16 protein-coding genes are annotated in these 17,384 nt (G+C 63.5%); 14 read left to right on the forward strand and 2 right to left on the reverse strand.

What is annotated here, in order from left to right:
• Window positions 1–671: 671 nt before the first annotated feature.
• Window positions 672–848 carry a hypothetical protein gene (locus tag GGC30_RS13830; protein WP_153925370.1) on the forward strand — a complete coding sequence of 59 codons (177 nt, stop codon included), beginning with the start codon at window positions 672–674 and terminating at the stop codon, window positions 846–848.
• A gap of 370 nt (window positions 849–1,218) precedes the next feature.
• On the opposite strand, the gene GGC30_RS13835 is transcribed toward GGC30_RS13830, so the two are convergent.
• A complete protein-coding gene (locus GGC30_RS13835; protein ID WP_153925372.1) occupies window positions 1,219–2,040 on the reverse strand; it encodes a hypothetical protein in 822 nt (273 codons plus the stop codon).
• Between the two features lie 68 nt (window positions 2,041–2,108).
• Here GGC30_RS13835 and GGC30_RS13840 point away from each other — a divergent pair, with 68 nt between their 5' ends.
• The 8 genes from GGC30_RS13840 (at window position 2,109) to GGC30_RS13875 (ending at window position 11,552) form a co-directional block, all read left to right on the forward strand.
• The gene (locus GGC30_RS13840; protein WP_295184275.1) at window positions 2,109–2,321 is read left to right on the forward strand and encodes a helix-turn-helix domain-containing protein; all 213 of its coding nucleotides are present in this window, start codon (window positions 2,109–2,111) and stop codon (window positions 2,319–2,321) included.
• A 467-nt stretch (window positions 2,322–2,788) separates the two neighbouring features.
• Window positions 2,789–4,939, forward strand: a complete 2,151-nt coding sequence (locus GGC30_RS13845; protein ID WP_153925374.1) for an AIPR family protein — start codon at window positions 2,789–2,791, stop codon at window positions 4,937–4,939.
• A gap of 44 nt (window positions 4,940–4,983) precedes the next feature.
• Entirely contained in the window at window positions 4,984–6,858 is a 1,875-nt protein-coding gene (locus tag GGC30_RS13850) for a DEAD/DEAH box helicase (protein ID WP_153925377.1), read from the forward strand.
• Between the two features lie 16 nt (window positions 6,859–6,874).
• On the forward strand, window positions 6,875–7,288 hold the full coding sequence (locus GGC30_RS13855; RefSeq protein ID WP_153925380.1) for an EcoRII N-terminal effector-binding domain-containing protein: 414 nt from the start codon (window positions 6,875–6,877) through the stop codon (window positions 7,286–7,288).
• 19 nt (window positions 7,289–7,307) lie between these two features.
• On the forward strand, window positions 7,308–8,903 hold the full coding sequence (locus GGC30_RS13860; RefSeq protein WP_153925383.1) for an ATP-binding protein: 1,596 nt from the start codon (window positions 7,308–7,310) through the stop codon (window positions 8,901–8,903).
• Window positions 8,890–9,786 (forward strand): HNH endonuclease, encoded by an 897-nt coding sequence (locus tag GGC30_RS13865; RefSeq protein WP_153925386.1) that lies wholly within the window; start codon window positions 8,890–8,892, stop codon window positions 9,784–9,786. Before GGC30_RS13860 ends, GGC30_RS13865 begins: the two co-directional genes overlap by 14 nt.
• A 70-nt stretch (window positions 9,787–9,856) precedes the next feature.
• Window positions 9,857–11,092: a DNA (cytosine-5-)-methyltransferase gene (gene dcm, locus GGC30_RS13870; RefSeq protein ID WP_370452003.1), complete on the forward strand. Its 1,236-nt coding sequence runs from the start codon at window positions 9,857–9,859 to the stop codon at window positions 11,090–11,092.
• Window positions 11,085–11,552, forward strand: coding sequence for a very short patch repair endonuclease (locus GGC30_RS13875; protein WP_153925389.1), 468 nt, complete (start codon window positions 11,085–11,087; stop codon window positions 11,550–11,552). Before dcm ends, GGC30_RS13875 begins: the two co-directional genes overlap by 8 nt.
• A 133-nt stretch (window positions 11,553–11,685) precedes the next feature.
• On the opposite strand, the gene GGC30_RS13880 is transcribed toward GGC30_RS13875, so the two are convergent.
• The gene (locus tag GGC30_RS13880) at window positions 11,686–12,189 is read right to left on the reverse strand and encodes a hypothetical protein (RefSeq protein WP_153925392.1); all 504 of its coding nucleotides are present in this window, start codon (window positions 12,187–12,189) and stop codon (window positions 11,686–11,688) included.
• Here GGC30_RS13880 and GGC30_RS13885 point away from each other — a divergent pair.
• The 5 genes from GGC30_RS13885 (at window position 12,179) to GGC30_RS13905 (ending at window position 17,030) form a co-directional block, all read left to right on the forward strand.
• Entirely contained in the window at window positions 12,179–12,574 is a 396-nt protein-coding gene (locus GGC30_RS13885; RefSeq protein WP_153925395.1) for a DUF4160 domain-containing protein, read from the forward strand. The genes GGC30_RS13880 and GGC30_RS13885 overlap by 11 nt on opposite strands.
• A 229-nt stretch (window positions 12,575–12,803) precedes the next feature.
• Window positions 12,804–13,754 (forward strand): AAA family ATPase, encoded by a 951-nt coding sequence (locus tag GGC30_RS13890; protein ID WP_153925398.1) that lies wholly within the window; start codon window positions 12,804–12,806, stop codon window positions 13,752–13,754.
• Window positions 13,751–15,478, forward strand: coding sequence for a UvrD-helicase domain-containing protein (locus tag GGC30_RS16785; protein WP_370452004.1), 1,728 nt, complete (start codon window positions 13,751–13,753; stop codon window positions 15,476–15,478). Before GGC30_RS13890 ends, GGC30_RS16785 begins: the two co-directional genes overlap by 4 nt.
• Window positions 15,475–16,680: a restriction endonuclease gene (locus GGC30_RS13900; protein WP_153925401.1), complete on the forward strand. Its 1,206-nt coding sequence runs from the start codon at window positions 15,475–15,477 to the stop codon at window positions 16,678–16,680. Before GGC30_RS16785 ends, GGC30_RS13900 begins: the two co-directional genes overlap by 4 nt.
• A gap of 179 nt (window positions 16,681–16,859) precedes the next feature.
• On the forward strand, window positions 16,860–17,030 hold the full coding sequence (locus GGC30_RS13905) for a hypothetical protein (RefSeq protein WP_153925404.1): 171 nt from the start codon (window positions 16,860–16,862) through the stop codon (window positions 17,028–17,030).
• The last annotated feature ends 354 nt before the right edge of the window (window positions 17,031–17,384 follow it).

Genomic DNA, 17,384 nt, shown 5'->3' on the forward strand with positions numbered 1-17,384 from the left:
GGTCGGTCGCAGTCTTAGGGACGCGATCGAACGTACTGCGGCGTCAGGGTAGGGGCCAGCGCTACGCTCCATTGCCGCCGGAGGTCTTGGTCGCAGCGACTGATCCTTTAGAGCCGATTGTGGGTTTGCCGTGCCCTTCGCCGAGAGCGGAGGTCGCCCAAACCGACATGGCCGAGGCGCCCAATCATACCGTGCCGGGAAGTTCGGAGCATGACGGGGAGGGTATGCGTGCGGACCCGACGCCCCCGCTGGTGGGAACGGACTTGAAAGAGGTCTCGCCAAAGCCCGAGCTGGGCCACCTTCCGTCGTTTTTCACGCGCTTCTAACACCGTGATCAGCAGCGAAGTTGGCGCCAAGTTGGCGCTGGCCAATCACATGCTTTTCCAGAGGTATTCGGAATACGACAGAAACACGACGGTGTTGGCACCGCATTGGTGTCGGCTGCGCCCGAGTTTTGTCTCTTTAAAACAGATACTTAGATAGGCCGCAGGTGTGCGTAATGTGTGCATCATCCTCCACAGGATGATATTCCTAATGGCCCCCAACTGGGGTCAGGCATTTTTGTTGTCGGGATTCATGGCCTCGAACGCAGGCCTATCGCCCCCTAGGCTGTGTTTAATATGGCGCTCGAGATGGAAGATTTGGATGCGCAACAAGCTAGGAGAACGACGATGAGCGACGCTGAGCTGCAAGCCTTTCAGATGAACTTTTTGCAAATGGCTTTGGTGTTCTCGTTCACCATTGTGGCGGTCCTCGCCATCAAGACCGTAATCTCCAAAATTGTGCGAGCGCTGTGTGATCGAGAGGCCCGCGCCGGCGATCATGACGAGCCAAGCACGTCCTCTTGACCTAAGTCTCTCGCGTCGATCCGGCTGCGCTCGTTCAGGAGGCGCAGGGCTACCGCGACGAGGCGTGCACATACACCGGGACGGAGGAACGCGCGGCCGACACATCGACCGACACGCGGAGTCAGCTGCTATTCGGACTTGCTTTTACGCCGGCTCGTCCCGCCATTCATGCCTTCGATGAGTCCTCCGAAAATGGGTTGGACCAACCAGGCTATGAACACTGCGGTGACCCCACCGGCCATGAATACAAGAACATCCATCATCAGGCGTCTCCCAGCGAAGTCTGTGGCTCTCATATAAGGTAGCATGTCCTGTGACCGAAGCTGTGGGGCGGCACGGCGACCAGAGCACACGTCCGAATGCCTGCTTTTCAGTGCCGAACGCCCTTCGTCTCGACGGGGTTCAGCGGCAGCTCTGCCGCACTGATCGCGAGAGCCTGAAGCTTGGTACACGCAAGAAGGCCGCATTCCTGAGCAAAGGTCAGCGGCCCATGATTGGCGGGGTCGGTCAGACCAACCACTGCGTCGTGCAATCCCTCTAGCGTCGAGACGTCATCCACGAAAGCGGCCAGGTCTGCGCCGGCGCCGTACACCGTGTAGTGAGCAAAACCGTCTCGCTGAGCTCTATAGGCATCCCAACGAGCCTTAAGCTTCACCAACCGCTCAGCGGCGCCAACAACGTCCCTCGCTCGTGCCAATCCCTCCGCGACGGTCTCCTCAGCAGCCTCGAGCTTGGGACCCATTCTCATCACGTAGTGAGCCGTCCAATACCGGACCAACAGATCGCCGCAGTCAACGCCGTCATGATGCAGCAGGGGCGCCAAGCCAATCTCTAAATCCCCTTCGACGAACAGCGTGAGGTCATCAATCAGGATATGCGGCGCTAGCGCCTGCAAGGCTGTCAGAACTCGATCAACGGACCAGCCTGAGAGATCAGCCAAATCCTCGGCGGTCGTCTTCACCAACCCTCCATAGTCGGGGTTGTCCCTCAGCTGACGCGCCCAGGTCATCAGCAGCAGCGAAAGCGTCGTTAAGGCGTCGTCATCCAGGCCGGCACGGGCCGCGTTCTGAATAACCGTAAGCGACGCGAGCATGATCAGCGGATCGAGTTCGGCAGGATCGAGGTGCGATCCAGTCCCGATCATCAGCTGAAGCTGGGGGCTCATCTCAGAGATGTCGGCAAAGCCGGTCATTCGGGTCGTCCTCAAAATCACACTGATAGTGTGTAGAGAAGGATCTGCGTCCACCGCAAGTCCATCAGGTGGAAGTTGACCCTGATCTGCTGAGGTTTGGCCGGGCCGTGCGGCGGCGGCGCACTGCGCTGGGGCTAAGCCAAGAGGAATTGGCCGACCGAGCGGGCCTGCATCGCAATTACATCGGCGGAATCGAGCGCGGGGAGCGAAACGTCGGGATCAAGGCGGTGTTTGCGTTGGCCGCCGGCCTGCAATGTTCAGCAGCCGACCTTTTTACATAAGTGGGGCGATAGGCATATTTTGCTCACGCGACGACAGTCGTGTGCCAGTGCGGATAATGTCGCCGAACTAAGATTAGAGTCTCTTCCTGACTCATAGCGGCGATCTAGGATGTCTGCTTTCGGGTCGGTGCGATCGCGTGGGACGCCACTGGTGTGGAACACTGCCCGCAGCTCAGGACGGTTCGCCGTCGCTTGAGAACGGAAAGAATCTCGCTTTTTTAGGGCGCGAAGCGGGTGTGCCAACTTCTCCCTCGCAAGGGGTGGCGGACCGTTCATTGTTGGCCCAGCGTGCCACAGGGAAATCACGAGGTCTGTTTCCTGAAGTTTTCCCGCGCGGAGAAGCGCTTGGCGGCGAGTAAGGGCTCGCGCGCCGAGGTTGCGTGCGCTAGCGTGCCAGCCGGGCTATAAGCTTGCGACCGAATCTGACGCATGGCGGATTTAGTACGTTCGCGGCTGGCGGAGGATCGATGGACAGGCTGGAAGCCACCTACGACGAATTCTGCAATGACATCGTCGCCCGGGCGGGAGAGTCGGGCGAGCCGCTGGAAGCCGTGTTCTTCGAGGCCTACATGGCGGCCGCTGTCGAGAACGGCGACTGCATCGACCTCGACTATTGTCCCTCGAGCCAGGGTGGGCGTGGTGGCGCGCGGATCGACGGCGTCGCCGTCGATCCAGAACGCGGCGTGCTCTACGTCGGTATCTGCGATTTCCACGTCGCGGACGCCCTACAGCCCCTTCACGCGGCGAAGCTCGAGAAAATCAAAGACAGGCTGGTCCGCTTCGTCGAGCAGGCGACAGACCCGGCCGTCATGGCGACGCTGTCGCCGGAAACCGAGGGCTTCGATGCCTATTACTCGGTCTGGACCCAGCTGCAGATGATCCGGCGTGTCCGGGCGGTGATCTTCACCAACGCCAGGCTGGCCACCGCGAAGCCTCCTGAAGCGGCCGGAGAGATGGCCGGCATTCCGGTCGTTTACAACATTCTGGATTTCAGCCGCTACGCCAGCATCATGGGATCGCGCTCGGGCGGAGAGCCTGTCGAGATCGATCTCGAGGCGCTGGATGCGCCGCCGCTCGTCTGCCTTCCGGCCTCCACCGGAAACGGCCGGTATGCCTCCTATCTCGCCGCGATGCCGGGTGAGACGCTCGCCGCCATCTATGGCCTCTATGGACCGAGGCTGCTCGAGCAGAACGTACGGACTTTCCTGCAGGCCAAGACCAAGGTGAACAAGGGTATCATCCGGACGATCCGCGAGGCTCCCGAGATGTTCTTCGCGTTCAACAATGGCCTGACGGCCACGGCGGCGGGCATGACCACGCGCAAGGCCGAGGGCGGCGCGGAACTGGTGACCCGCATACGGGGACTGCAGATCGTGAACGGCGGCCAGACCACGGCCTGCGTCCTCACCGCGAGGGACCGCCACGGAGCCGACCTTTCCGGTGTCTACATCCAGATGAAGCTGACGATCGTCGACGAGGACCGGATCGACGAGGTCGTTCCGCGGATTTCCCGCTTCGCCAATACCCAGAACCGGATCAGCGAGGCCGACTTCTTCTCAAGCCATCCTCTCCATCTCGCACTCGAGCAGATCTCGCGCAGACTGATCGCTCCGCCACGCCCCGGCCACGTCTCCGGAGCGAAGTGGTTCTATGAACGTGCGCGGGGCCAATACCGGGAAGCGACTTCGGGCGCCTCGGCAGCGGGACGGGCGAAATTCGAGGCGGAGTTTCCCAAGACGCAGCTGATCGACAAGACCACGCTCGCGCGGCTCGAGTTCACGTTCGACTGTCGTCCCCATACCGTCAGCGCCGGATCGCAAAAGTGCTTTCTGGCGTTCGCCGAGTTCATCTCGCGGGAATGGGAGGCCTCGCCGCTCAGGTTCAATGACGCATGGTACCGTGACGTGGCCGCCAAGGCGGTGATCGCGCGGTGGACTGACCAGATGGTGGGAACGTCGGACTGGTACCGGGCCGACCGGGCTTGGAAGTCACAGACCGTCGCCTACACCCTCGCATGGATCGTGCACCAGGGGCGTCTGCGCGGGAAGGCGGGTCTGGACCTGCAGTCCGTCTGGCGGGCTCAGGACGTTCCGGACGAACTGCGTGACGTCATCCGCGCAGCCGCGCCGGCGATCGCCGCGAGGCTGCGGTGCGCGCCCGAGAGCGTCCGCAACATCGGCGAGTACACCAAGCACCAGGCATGCTGGGCGTCGGTATCGGGTCTGGCGATCAATGGGCTGGAGGTCCCGGACCTCATCTATCTCGACGCCGACCAGGCGCGGCAGGACCGCAAGGACGCGGTGCAGTCGCGAAGGCTGGATGTCGAGCTCGATTTCGAAGCCGGGCTGCCGGCCATGGTTCCGCACGCCCACGCGATCGGCGAACTGGCCCGGCGAGCCAGGCTCGCGACGCCGAGGGCCGATCAGGCACTTCGGAAGCTTGCGTCGGGCGACATCCTTCTCGCGCCAGGCGAGCGCAGCGCGCTTCGCCAGGTTCTCGACAGGCTGAAGGCGGAAGGCGTCGAGCTTCCCATGCAGGGGGGTGACCCCGCGGCCGCCGGAGCTGTCGTCCAGACCCTGAAACTGGGATCGACCGGCGTGCGCATGGTGAAGCTTTGACGGAGGCGGGGCGAGAAACAGGCTCGTGGTCGGTGGATGGGGGCGTGCTCCGGCTGGAGCTCGATGGCGAGGCGCTGACGCCGACGGCGAACGAGGTCTACGATCTCGTTTTCGGTGGCGGCGAAACCTTCCGCGGCCGCGCCTGCGCGCCCGGGAAGACAGGCGGGATCTCGTTCTCCCGATACCCCGCGCGGCTGATCATGGCACTGCGATACGGCGACGGCCCGGACGGCGCGGCGCTTTATGCCGTCCCGTCGGCAGTCGCCGGGGAAAACAGGATCGATCTGCCTGGGGGCGGCCAGCGCGACATCGACCAGGTGATCGTCGGGTCTCGCTGGTATCCGCTCGCGACCGGCGCCCTCGATCATGTGAACCAGCAGCTCGGCAGGACGGGCGCGAAGCCGGGCCGCGCCCTTTCGCTCAGGCAGTACCTCGAGCTCCGGAAAATGGCCGGATCCGAGGACTGGATCGAGGACGGGACCGGGGAGGGAAAGCCGCCGGTGCCGGCGGAGCTCGAGCAGCGGACGGAGGAGGCCCTCGTTTCGTTCCGCGGGAACCTCTATCCCTACCAGCGGGACGGCTGGCGTTGGCTGACCTACATCTGGCAGGAGGGACTTGGCGCGATCCTCGCGGACGAGATGGGGCTGGGCAAGACGATCCAGGTCATCGCGCTGCTTGCTTCGCCGGAGAGGGATGCCGCCGCGCCGTCGATGATCGTGGCTCCCACGACCCTTCTGGAGAACTGGCGGCGGGAAATCGGCAAGTTCGCCCAAGGGCTGCGGGTAATCGTGCATCAGGGCGCGGACCGTTCCGGAGACTACCGGACCCTTTGCGACGCGGATGTCGTGATCACCTCCTACGAGACCGTGGTCCGGGACTCGAGCATGTTCGCCATGATCGACTGGCGCATCGTGGTCCTCGACGAGGCGCAGGCGATCAAGAACCCCGACACCAAGCGGACCCAGGCCATCAAGGCGTTGCGGCGGCGCACGGGGATCGCCGTGACGGGCACGCCGCTCGAAAACCGCGTCCGGGACCTGTGGTCGCTCACGGACTTCGCCATTCCGGGCTACCTCGGCGACCTCGAGGATTTCGAGAGCCGGTTCGTCAATGACCAAGCGGGCGCCGCGGACCTCGAGCCGCTGGTGTCGCCGATCATGCTCAGGCGGATGGTGGCCGACGTCGCCACCGATCTTCCCGAACGGATCACCATTCCGCAGGCCATCGGTCTGTCCGAGCCGGAAGCGGCCCGGTACGAACAGGTCCGGCAGGAAACGCTCGCCGAGTATGGCGCCAGCGGTCACCTCGTCGCGCTGGGCCGACTGCGGATGTTCTGCGCGCACCCGATGCTGATCGAACAAGGAGACTGGTCGCTCGACGAGGCGATGGCCTTCACCAAGACCCGGCGTCTCGTCGAGATCATCGACGAGGTCTTCGCGCGTCGGCAGAAGATGCTGGTCTTCACGTCATACAACCGAATGGCGGCGCTGATCGTCCGGATCGTGCGCGAGCGGTATGGTGCGTACGCGGCGGCGATCAACGGCGACACGCCGGTCCCGGACCGGCAGAAGACCGTCGACATGTTCAGCGACGAGGCCGGGCCGGCCCTTCTCGCCCTCAATCCTCGGGCGGCTGGCGCGGGGCTCAACATCACGGCGGCGACGCACGTGGTCCATTATAATCTGGAGTGGAATCCCGCGATCGAGGACCAGGCGTCCGCGAGGGCCCACCGTCGGGGACAGACCCGCCCCGTGACCATACACCGGCTGTATTTCGCGACCACGGTCGAGGAAGTGGTCAACGATCGTCTCGAGCTGAAACGTGACCTGTCCGGAGCCGCCGTGGTCGGCGTGGCGGGGACGGAGAACGATCGCGCGGATGTCGCCCGCGCGCTGCGGATATCGCCGGTCGGATTCTAGAACGGGGGAGCGGAGCATGACCCAGGCCGTATCGAAGATACTCAGTCCGAATGACCTCGGGGAGACCGGTGGTCACCAGGCCGGAATTCTCGTTCCGAAGAAGCCCGAGATCCTCGGCTTCTTCCCGCTCCTGACGGCCGAGGTGAAGAATCCGCGGCACCTGCTCACCTTCCGCGACGATCATGGCGGGCGCTGGGATTTTCCCTTCATCTACTACAACGGAAAATTCTTCGGGGGGACCCGCAACGAGTTTCGCCTGACCGGCATGACGGGCTACTTCCGGGAGGCGGGACTGGTCGCCGGCGACGAGCTTGTCCTTGAGAAAAGCGACGGGGGCGGCCGCCGAATCGCGTTCAGGAGGGCCCGCGCCACGGGGTTGCAGGACGGCGTGCTGCGCCTTGGCGGCGGATGGAAGGTCGTGTCCGCCTGAGGACACATCTGGAGGAAAGATGACTACTGAGAATATCGAGACGCTTCCCGATCCCGAGCGGATGATCGAGGGGCTCCGCGACACGGGCTACAAGTTTAACACCGCGATTGCCGACATCATCGACAACTCGATCGCGGCGAAGGCGACCTATGTCGACCTGCAGGTCGTCATGGACATGCGGGACAACATCCGGGTCTCCATCGCCGACAATGGCGACGGCATGGACAGAGAGGGCATCCTGAACGCCATGACCTACGGGTCCCGCCGGCGTGCGGATCCGTCGAGTCTCGGGAAGTTCGGACTTGGCCTCAAGACGGCATCGACCGCTTTCTCGCGTGTACTGTCGGTCGTCTCGCGTCCTTCCGCAGGCGGGCCCGTGCTGCAGGCGACCTGGGACTTGGGCCATGTGGCCAAGCACGGCTGGAACGTGCAGCTCACCGACGAGGTGGACGAAGAGGCGCTCGATCACCTCAACCAGGCGGCACCCGCCCATTCCGGGACGGTCGTGCTCTGGACGAGGGTCGACAGGCTGATCAAGCAGACCGGAGGGAACGCCGCCCAGAACGCGCTCAACAAGACCGTCAAGGCGCTCCGCGAACATGTCGGCATGGTCTTCCAGCGATTCCTCGATCCGGCTGACGGACGGGCGCCAAACGTCGAGATTCGCATCAACGACGAGAAGGTGCACGCCTGGGATCCGTTCTGCGTGGCAGTTTCGGACAAGGTGGTGGACCAGACGGTGGATCTCGAGACCTCGGATGGCCGCAAGGCGCGCTTCATCTTCCGCGCTTACATCCTGCCCCGGAAAGAGGAGTTCGAGTCCGACCTGGCCTTCAAGAAGTCCCGTCTCGGGAACGAGGCCCAGGGCATGTACATCTACCGCGAGAACCGGCTGATCCAAGAAGCGACCTGGCTGGGCATGTACACTAAGGAGCCCCACGGCTCCCTCCTGAGGGTCGAGTTCTCCTTCACGCACGAGCTGGACGAGGTCTTCGACATCGACTTTAAGAAGTCGCAGATCTCCCTCAACGAGGACCTCTGGATCGCCCTGCGCGACCAGTTCCTCACCGCCCCCCGTCGCGAGGCCAACAAGCGGTACCGCCAGGGCCGCAAGGCGGACGCCTCCAAGAAGGCCCAAGGCGCGCACGATTCCTCGAACCGGGCGATCGCCGCGAAAGAAGGCGCGCTGGACAACACGAGGATCGGCGAGCCGGATCCCAAGACCGGCGACGCCGAGCTGACCAACGCCCAGGGCTCGTTCCGGATCAAGATCAACTTCGGAACCGCGCAGCGACCCGGGGAGGTCCACGTCCAGACGGTCGACTCGCTCGACGACGGCGCGCTTTTCGAGCCCGGCATCATCGACGGACACAAGGCCGTCCGGATCAACACGTCGCACCCTTATTACAACAAGGTCTACATCCCGAACCTAGCGCAGGGCGTGACGGTCCAGGGCATGGACTCCCTGCTGTGGGGCCTTTGTCTCGCCGAGCTCAGCACCATCAGCGAGAGCACGGCCGAACACTTCGAGCAGATGCGCTACGAGGTCTCCAGGATCCTGAGGAAGCTGGTCGAGGATCTCCCAGAGCCGGAGATGGACGATGTGGCGGGCTGATCCCGGCCGCATCGCCAGCGCGGTGTCCGCACGGTTCGGGGTCGCCTTCGCGGGCGCCCCGCGACCGCCTGCGGCAGGGTACCCCGGGGTCGAGCTGCGGCCGCTGGACGTTCACGGCAACGAAGGCTTCTCCATCGTTCTCGAGGTCGCGTGGCGGAGCATCGAGCTTTCCTTTCGCCCCGGGCCCTTCGCCGGTCCTCTGATCGGGCAGATGGGCGGCGCCGGTCCCGAGGCCCGGCTGGCGTTTCGACGGCTCGCGGACGACATCCGCTCCCGTGGAGGCGTCGTCACGCTCGTCGTGAACGGTGATGTCCAGACCGCCGGCGACGATGCCTCCTGGCCTGAGACGTGGAGGCAGCTCGACCTGAGGGTTCGCCGCTCGCCGGCCGTCGTCAACACGGAAGACCATCCGGACAACGACGCCGAGGTGGAAGCCTGGGCGGTGCGTTTCACGGGACTGCTGCTCTCTCTGGTTCCGGTCGAGCGCCTCGACGACGCCGCCACGTCCGTTCCGGAAGGCCTTCCGGAGGGCGCGAGCGTCAGGGTGGAGGTCAACCGTTACGAGCGGAGCCGAACGAACCGCGCCAACTGCCTCGCCCTGCACGGCTGCCAGTGCAAGGCCTGCGATCTCGACCTTGGCGACAAATATGGTCCGGCCGGCGAGGGGTTCATCCACGTCCACCACGTCGTGCCCGTCTCGAAGCTGGGCGCGGGCTACATCGTGGACCCGCTGACCGACCTCGTGCCGCTCTGCCCCAACTGTCACGGGATCGCCCACCGGACTGACCCGCCCGCAAGCGTCGCGGCCATCAGGGCCATGCTCGCGGCCGCAGCGGCCACTAGCGGGAACACGGTCCGGACCGGACAGGCCGGGAAAGGGTAGCGGCTGTTCATCCCTTGTTCGCGGGGCTTCAATCCGACAGCATGTCGGAAATCGGCCTAGGGGATGATTCGTGTCGGACTTCAAAACACTGCGCCTGAAAGCGGGCCTCTCCGTCGCAGAGACCGCCAGGCTGCTGGACTACGACGAGAGGACGATCCAGCGCTGGGAGAAGGGGCTCGGCGCGCCCCGCAGGTCCGTCCTGAGGGTGCTTTCCTCATGGCGTCCGGCGGCGCCGGTCCCGGAGAGGGAAACCGCGTTCCGGTTCATCGACCTGTTCGCGGGGATCGGCGGCCTGCGGCGGGGCTTCGAGAGCATCGGCGGCGAGTGCGTCTTCACCAGCGAGTGGGACCGGTTCTCCCAGATCACCTACCGCGCCAACTTCCCTCACGACACCCACCCGATCGCCGGGGACATCCGGCAGGTCAGGGAAGAGGAGATTCCGGCCTTCGACGTCCTGCTGGCGGGATTCCCCTGCCAGCCGTTCTCTCTCGCCGGCGTGTCGAAAAAGAACTCCCTGAACCGCGCCCACGGGTTCGCGGACGAGGCCCAGGGCACGCTGTTCTTCGATGTGGCGCGGATCATCGGCCATCACCAGCCCCAGGCCTTCGTGCTCGAGAACGTGAAGAACCTCCTGAGCCATGACCGGGGCCGGACGTTCGCGGTGATCCGCGAGATCCTAGAATCCCGGCTTGGCTACCACATCTCCTGCCGGGTGCTCGACGGTCAGGCCTGGACGCCCCAGCACCGGGAGCGGATCTTCATCGTCGGCTTCCGCGATCCAACGGCGTTCACGCTGGACGACCTGCCGGTGCCGGCGGCTGGTCCGAAACTCGCCAGCATCCTGCACGGCCTGCCGGGCGAGAAATCCGAGGAACCCTATTCGGAAGGCGAGGGGGCCCGGGCGGCCGCCAAGTACACGCTTACGGAAAACCTCTGGGACTACCTTCAGCGGTATGCCGAGAAGCACCGGGCCATGGGTAACGGGTTCGGGTTCGGCCTGGTCGATGGGACCCGGGTCGCGCGGACCCTGTCCGCCCGGTACCACAAGGATGGTTCGGAGATCCTGATCTCGCAGGGCGAGGGTCGCCGGCCCCGGCGCCTGACGCCCCGGGAATGCGCGCGGCTCATGGGGTTTGACCGGGACGGACAGGAACCGGTTCGCATCCCGGTATCTGACACCCAGGCCTATCGCCAGTTCGGCAACGCCGTGGTCGTGCCGGTCATCGAGGCCATCGCCAGACACATGGAGCCTCATCTTCTCGCGGCGCTCGCGGCCGGGCGGCAGCCCGAGCGCGCCGTTGCCTGATATCGTCGATCCGGCCACCAGGAGCCGGATGATGTCCGGCATACGAAGCACGGATACGAAGCCCGAGATCATGCTGCGTCGGGGGCTCCACCGACGCGGCCTCCGCTTTCGCCTTCATGACCGGCGCCTGCCGGGAACGCCTGACCTCGTGTTCCCGGGGCGGCGGGCCGTGCTGTTCGCCCACGGGTGTTTCTGGCATGGCCATGACTGTCATCTGTTCCGGCTGCCGAGGACCCGGCCCGACTTCTGGGCGGCGAAGATCGCGCGCAACCGGGCCAACGATGACCGGGCGGTCTCCCGGCTCGTGGATGAAGGCTGGCGAGTGGGGACTGTCTGGGAGTGCGCGCTCAGGGGACGGACCCGATTGCCGGAGGACGAGGTGCTCGACCGGTGCGAGCAATGGCTGCGGGCGGGATGTGGCGAGCGGGCTTTCGAAATCCGGGGATCGGTCGGATCGTAATGAATGGGCGTTTGTTGACCAAATGCTGCCGTTGGCGACGTCCCCGTTCGTGAAGGTGCCGGTCCACTCGCCCCCAAAATAGATCAGCTTCTGGTCAACGAAGTTTTTGAACTTCACCCGTTCGAAAGCCGATCTACGGCGGCGAAATCGTGGGCAATATGGCGACGCGGTAAGGTTTTCCGTCTTTTGCTATCCCGGAGATCAGAAGAGCGCCGTCGGAGGGGTCGAAGACATAAGTCTGAAAACGCGGAGAATAGCCGAGGTGGTAGCGGTTGACGGACACCCGATCCGTTTCTTCAAGTTCGATGCGTCCTTCGTCCGGCGAGGCATCCACGAAAGTCACGAAGGTGGTCTCGAAAACCGTCGGCCGGGAGCCTGGCGGCTTTTCATAGGCGACCTGGACCGGGTACTCGACCCGCGTGTTACCTCGGTTCACTTCGGGATACTCGGCGCTGTCTCGCCAGTAGTCCCGAAAATCGCCCAGCTGATCGATGTTATCTGAGGCTTCCGACTTGCTTAGCATGGGCATGAAGACGTCTCTGGGCATTCGCTCGACGGACAGGAAATGCCCTTTTAAACGACAAAATGCGTGCTGACGTATCCGTGTATTCGCGATATGGCAGGCTATGGCGACCATCTCAATCGAGCTTCCAGCGGACCTGGTCGAAAAACTCAAAAATTCATTCGACGCGGGTCCGATCATCGACGACCAGGGTCGTCGTCAACTAAACGAAGAGGAGGTCGGTCGGATCAACGCCAAGATGGTGGCGATGATAAATGCCGACGAACACCCGCCGCCACACTTCCACGTCAAGTTCGGCGGTGAAAACGCCAGTTTCAACTTGGCGACCGGCAAACGATTGCCGAACATTAAGGGCCTCGAACGCTTTGACCGGAACATCAGCAAGTGGTGGAAGGCGAACTTCTGCGACCTAATCAAGGTGTGGAACACCAGTCGGCCAACCGACTGCCAGGTCGGGCCAATGCCGGTTCCAGACGAGTGTAAGCCACAGAAGACCTGACAGGCGGCACGACACGGTCACCGAGGTACGCGATAGTCTGACTGAGTTGAGCGATGCACGAGTTCCATGAGCTCGTGGTGACTCATCGCCGCCGTTGGCAAGGTCCGCTATCTAGTCCGCTGCATCGACACCTACGACCGCTTTACTGAACGATGCTCACCAGCCCATATCGCCGCTAAGTTGCAATGGCGACCGACCCAGCGGACAATCTCTGCGCTGGGGAGATTCCATGTATCTGAAGACGGTCGCGCTGCGGAATTTTCGCTCATTCGATGAGGGCGAAGTCGAACTCCAAAAGGATCTTACGATCTTTGTGGGAGAGAATAGCGGCGGCAAGAGCAACGCGATCGATGCGATCCGGCTCGTAACCCAGCCGCTTGGCGGTCGCCGCGAGATTTACTGCGAGCCTACCGACGTTCGGTTCCAGAGCCCGACCAAAGGCTTCGATCTCGAGGCGACTTTCAGTGACCTGAGCGTCGGCCAGCAAGGACGCCTCATCACCGCCAGCACCGACGCCTCGCTATCAGAAGCGCGCTTTGGGATTCAGTACGCCGGGGGCTTGGGAGATCGCCCAAGCCTATGGGCGGGAAAGCCGGGCAACCTGCCAGAGCCGGGCTGCCACGACATGGTCCGCCACGTCTACGTCAACCTGCTGACCCGTCAGATCAATGAGGCGCGGATCGCGGAAAGGGTCGTAGTCATGACGGACGGCGATCATGGTGTGGGCCAAGGCGACGATGACGAAGAAGACGCCGACGCCGCTGATGAGGAGGACGACGGCGAAGAGATCGAACCGGGCGCCGACGGCGAACAACTGATCCCGGGCGAGCGTCGCAAGCGCGCGTTGGAAGCTCTGGCCAAAACAAACGGCGCCGAAGGAATTCTGTCGGCGATTACGTCCCGGTACTCACTGGAGAGCGAGCTCCTAGAGGCAGGCAACGGAGCGATCCTGCGCGACGCCTACGTCAGCCTGCACAAGCGGTCCGGCAAGAAATGGGACAAGGCCGCAGCGCTCGAAGGCGATGCGCGCGCCAAGGCAATCCAGAAACTGTTCAAGAATGCGCGGAAGGGTGACTTCGCCCAGACGCTCGCAGACCTGATCGAGAAAATCCCTGAGAACGGGCACACCTTTGCCGTGCCCAAGTATATCGCCGACACGATCCGCGAGGTCGTGGCGTGACGAACGCCTATGCGCCGACGAACGAGCAGAAAGCGATCATCCTGCACGATGGGCATGCCTTCGTGCGTGCCTGTCCTGGCGCAGGGAAAACCCGCACCATGGTCGAGCGCGCGCGCCACGTGCTCAGCGCGACGACCGACCGGCGCGGGGTGGCATTCCTTTCATTCACCAACGCAGCTGTAGAGGAACTGGAGGGAAGGCTTCGCACCTTCGGCGTTTTGCTTTCACCCCTCTTCCCGAGCTTCATCGGCACATTCGACCGCTTCCTCTGGCAGTTTTTTATCACACCGTTTGGGGTCGACGGATGCAGCCATCCACCCCGGCTGGTTCCGGACAAATCTGAGTGGGAGATCAAGCCCTTCGACACTGCTCAGGCCCTAAAGCTGAAGCACTTCGATCGGTCGACCGGCGCCTTCGTGCCAGCTAAGGCATTGGATACGGGCTTCTCTTCGAAGGCCGGGCCTGGCGCCTGGGAGACTGTTGCGCGCGACACGATCGCCCTAGCCCGCGATCGGGGGCATCTCGATTTCGAGGACGTCAGGGACTGCGTCGCCGAACGACTTGCAAACGCGGCCTTTGCGGCGCGCCTAGGCGCCGCGCTGAATGGCCGGTTCCGAGAGATCGTCGTTGACGAGGCCCAGGACTGCAATCCGGCCGACCTCGAGATCATCGACTGGCTTCGGAAAGCGGGCATCAAGGTCAAGGTCGTCTGTGATCCTAACCAAGCGATCTACGCCTTTCGAGGCGGTCTGACCGATGAACTGATCAAGTTCGAGACGACTTTTAACAGTGACGACCGGCTTCCGATGAGCGGCAACTTTCGCTCGTCACCGTCTATCTGCGCAGCGATCTCGCAATTGCGTCCGCCGGCGACGCGCGGTGTTCGCGACCAGGCCGTGGGCAGGTTCAAAACTGAAACCACATCAGTTCAAATCCTGTCCTACAGCGGCGCTGCCGTGCCCGCCACGATCGGGGCCCGCTTTCAGGCCTTAGCCGCAAGGCTGGACATTCCGCCGGCGCAGGCACCCGTGCTCGCCGCGACCTGGGCCAGCGCTGGGAACGCTGTCGGTCGCGCTGTACCCGACGCGGGCAACGACAAGACGTTGCTCCTTGCCGAAGCGGTCATGGGTTTCCACTTCGCATTCGCGGCAGGCAACCGCCGCGAAGCCCTGATCCGCTTGCACCGGGTCGTTCTTCAGATTCGCGGCTTCATCGCCAACGCCGGGGACTACACCAACCATGTCAAAGCAAGTGGCGCGGACGACGGCCGGTGGCGTCCCGAGATAATCGCCGTGGGTCAGGCCTTGCGGGTCTGCCCGGGAGAAAGCGCTGATGCGTGGTTGAAGCGCGCTCGCGACCTCATCGGAACGACCCTCGTTGGATCGTCGACGATCGGTCAACGTCTGCGATCGAACGGGAAATTGGACTCGGTCTTGGTCGAGGTGTCTCCGACGGCTTTGCCCGCAAAGGCCATCCACGCCGTGAAGGGGCTGGAGTTTCCCGCGGTGTGCGTGGTGCTGACGGCGCGAACTACAGGCCGTATCCTTGATGTCCTGAGCGGAACGTCGACCGATCCGGGCGCTGTCGAAGAGGCTCGGAAAATCTATGTCGCCGCTTCGCGCGCCGAACGACTTCTGGCCATCGCGGTGCCGAAGAGTCGGGCCGCCGCGTTGAAGGCGCACCTCGACGTCGACGGGCACGCCGCGGAGATCTTGGCGATTTGAGCGCGGCAGGGTCTTCACCGAAGCGATGGACCGACGAGGCGCTTGAGCTGCGCATCCGCTCGCTCGAACACGCCATCGAACAATGGGCCGTGGAGCGGGACCTGTGGTTCGACTGCTCCTGCAAGAGCCACCTCGCCCACAACGGTGGCGAGCCGGGAAGTCCTCCCATCGCCACGGTGTTGTGTCTCGGCGGCGATCTCTACGGCGTCCTGAGCGGGGAGGACGCGGAAGGGCACGAGCCGTCCTTTTCCGAGATGATCAATGGGCTAGGGTTCGATTACGAAAACAACGACGGATCAACGATCCACTTCTATCCGACCGACTTGGAGCTGGCGGCAGCGTTGGAAGACTACTTTCACTGGCAGTGGGTCTGCGGCCTGATCACCGACGACACCGCCGACGTCTACCATGAGCTCTACGAGCATTTTTCCGCCAACCCGGAGCGCCTTCAACGTCTCGAGTGGCGGGACTTCGAGGTCCTGCTTTTTCGACTGTTTCAGAACCAAGGGTTTGAAGCGGTGCTTGGGCCCGGCCGCGGCGATGAGGGCGTCGATCTCCGGATCATCCAGCGGTCCCCGTTGGGCGACATGATGACCTTCGTCCAGGCGAAACGGTACAGCACTCACCGGCCCGTCAAGCTCCCTGAAGTCCAAGCGCTGTACGGCGCCGCGCAGCTGGACCGCGCAGACAGGGCTCTGTTCGTGACAACGTCTAACTATGCGCCGGCACCGCAGCGATGGGCGGCGCGAACGGACGGCTTTATGGAATTGGCGGTCGCCGAGGAGGTGGTGAAATGGTGCGCCGGCGCTCAAGCTGGGGTGATCGCGGATCGGGCCAGCCTTGTCGCCCGCGACCGCGTCGAGCAGCTCATTCTGGACGCAGCCCGGGGGACGCGAGGGCTTATCGTCCACGCTTCCGGCGGGTGGAACATCACCGACAACTGGTTCGCCTTGCTTCTGAAGGAGACGAAGCATGCGGCCTTATTGATGGGCGTGCCAACGCAGGTTTTCTCCCACGACGGTTACGGCCAGGTCGGTAGCCATATCCCTCAGCTCGACCCGTCTACGATCACTACGTTCCAGTCGGACAATGTCTGGCGCGCCAAACGGGAGAGCAAAGATGGGCGGGTCAGCTACTGGGATGGCCGCCACCTATGGCACCCTTGGAGCGGTCAACCCTGCCACTTCAACTTGATGGACTAGGAACGGCCTTCGGCTGAGTCAGAACCAGTGCCTTGGTTGGATCCCAAGGGTGGATCAGGACCACACGTGAGAATGTGAGCGTGTTGATCCGAGCGGTCCAGCGTCGCAGCGTCGCCGACGGCGATTTTCTTCCATGTCTCGCTCGCCGAACTCGGTTTCATCGGCGAGAAGGGTGGACCTTGGGCGATCTGTCCTACGCGGTCATCTTCAACCCGTACTACGTCATCAAGCGCGCTCACATCGCGAAGCAGGTCCACGACAACAAGTGGCAAGCGTTGGCGATCCGCGCCAATGAGATCGGTGCGTTCGATCCGGAGGACCTCGACGACGGGCAAGTTCATTGTCGATGATGATGATGACGATGAAGCGCCCACGGCCTCCTCGGGGGCAAAGCCGAAGATGGCCGCCAAGACTACTTTAAAGCCCGCCGCCGGCGCGCCCATCAAGCCTGGCTCCCCCATCCGCCGGTCTGCCAAGCCGGCGGCCAAGTGGTGCGCCGACCATTGAGCCCGGACTTTACAGGCGAGGGTGGTTGGACGTCCGCTTCCCGCACCGATCTTAAGGTCCGCAACTGACTGAGGCTGTGTGAAAACGCCTCCAGCTCGAGCGAATTAGGGTAGCCTCCTGAGGTCTTCAGGAGGTGGGTATGAGCCGCTTCGTTCAGGGTGCAGACCGCCGGCAGCAGACGCTGCTTCCCGAGTGCC

Source organism: Brevundimonas sp. SPF441 (assembly GCF_009661015.1).
Lineage (GTDB): Bacteria > Pseudomonadota > Alphaproteobacteria > Caulobacterales > Caulobacteraceae > Brevundimonas > Brevundimonas vesicularis.

Excerpts from the sequence above, each read along its gene's own strand:
- GGC30_RS13830 (WP_153925370.1), top strand. The coding sequence starts at position 672 with ATGAGCGACGCTGAGCTGCAAGCCTTTCAGATGAACTTTTTGCAAATG.
- GGC30_RS13835 (WP_153925372.1), bottom strand. The coding sequence starts at position 2,040 with ATGACCGGCTTTGCCGACATCTCTGAGATGAGCCCCCAGCTTCAGCTG.
- GGC30_RS13845 (WP_153925374.1), top strand. The coding sequence starts at position 2,789 with ATGGACAGGCTGGAAGCCACCTACGACGAATTCTGCAATGACATCGTC.
- GGC30_RS13855 (WP_153925380.1), top strand. The coding sequence starts at position 6,875 with ATGACCCAGGCCGTATCGAAGATACTCAGTCCGAATGACCTCGGGGAG.
- GGC30_RS13860 (WP_153925383.1), top strand. The coding sequence starts at position 7,308 with ATGACTACTGAGAATATCGAGACGCTTCCCGATCCCGAGCGGATGATC.
- GGC30_RS13865 (WP_153925386.1), top strand. The coding sequence starts at position 8,890 with ATGTGGCGGGCTGATCCCGGCCGCATCGCCAGCGCGGTGTCCGCACGG.
- GGC30_RS13885 (WP_153925395.1), top strand. The coding sequence starts at position 12,179 with ATGGCGACCATCTCAATCGAGCTTCCAGCGGACCTGGTCGAAAAACTC.
- GGC30_RS13880 (WP_153925392.1), bottom strand. The coding sequence starts at position 12,189 with ATGGTCGCCATAGCCTGCCATATCGCGAATACACGGATACGTCAGCAC.
- GGC30_RS13890 (WP_153925398.1), top strand. The coding sequence starts at position 12,804 with ATGTATCTGAAGACGGTCGCGCTGCGGAATTTTCGCTCATTCGATGAG.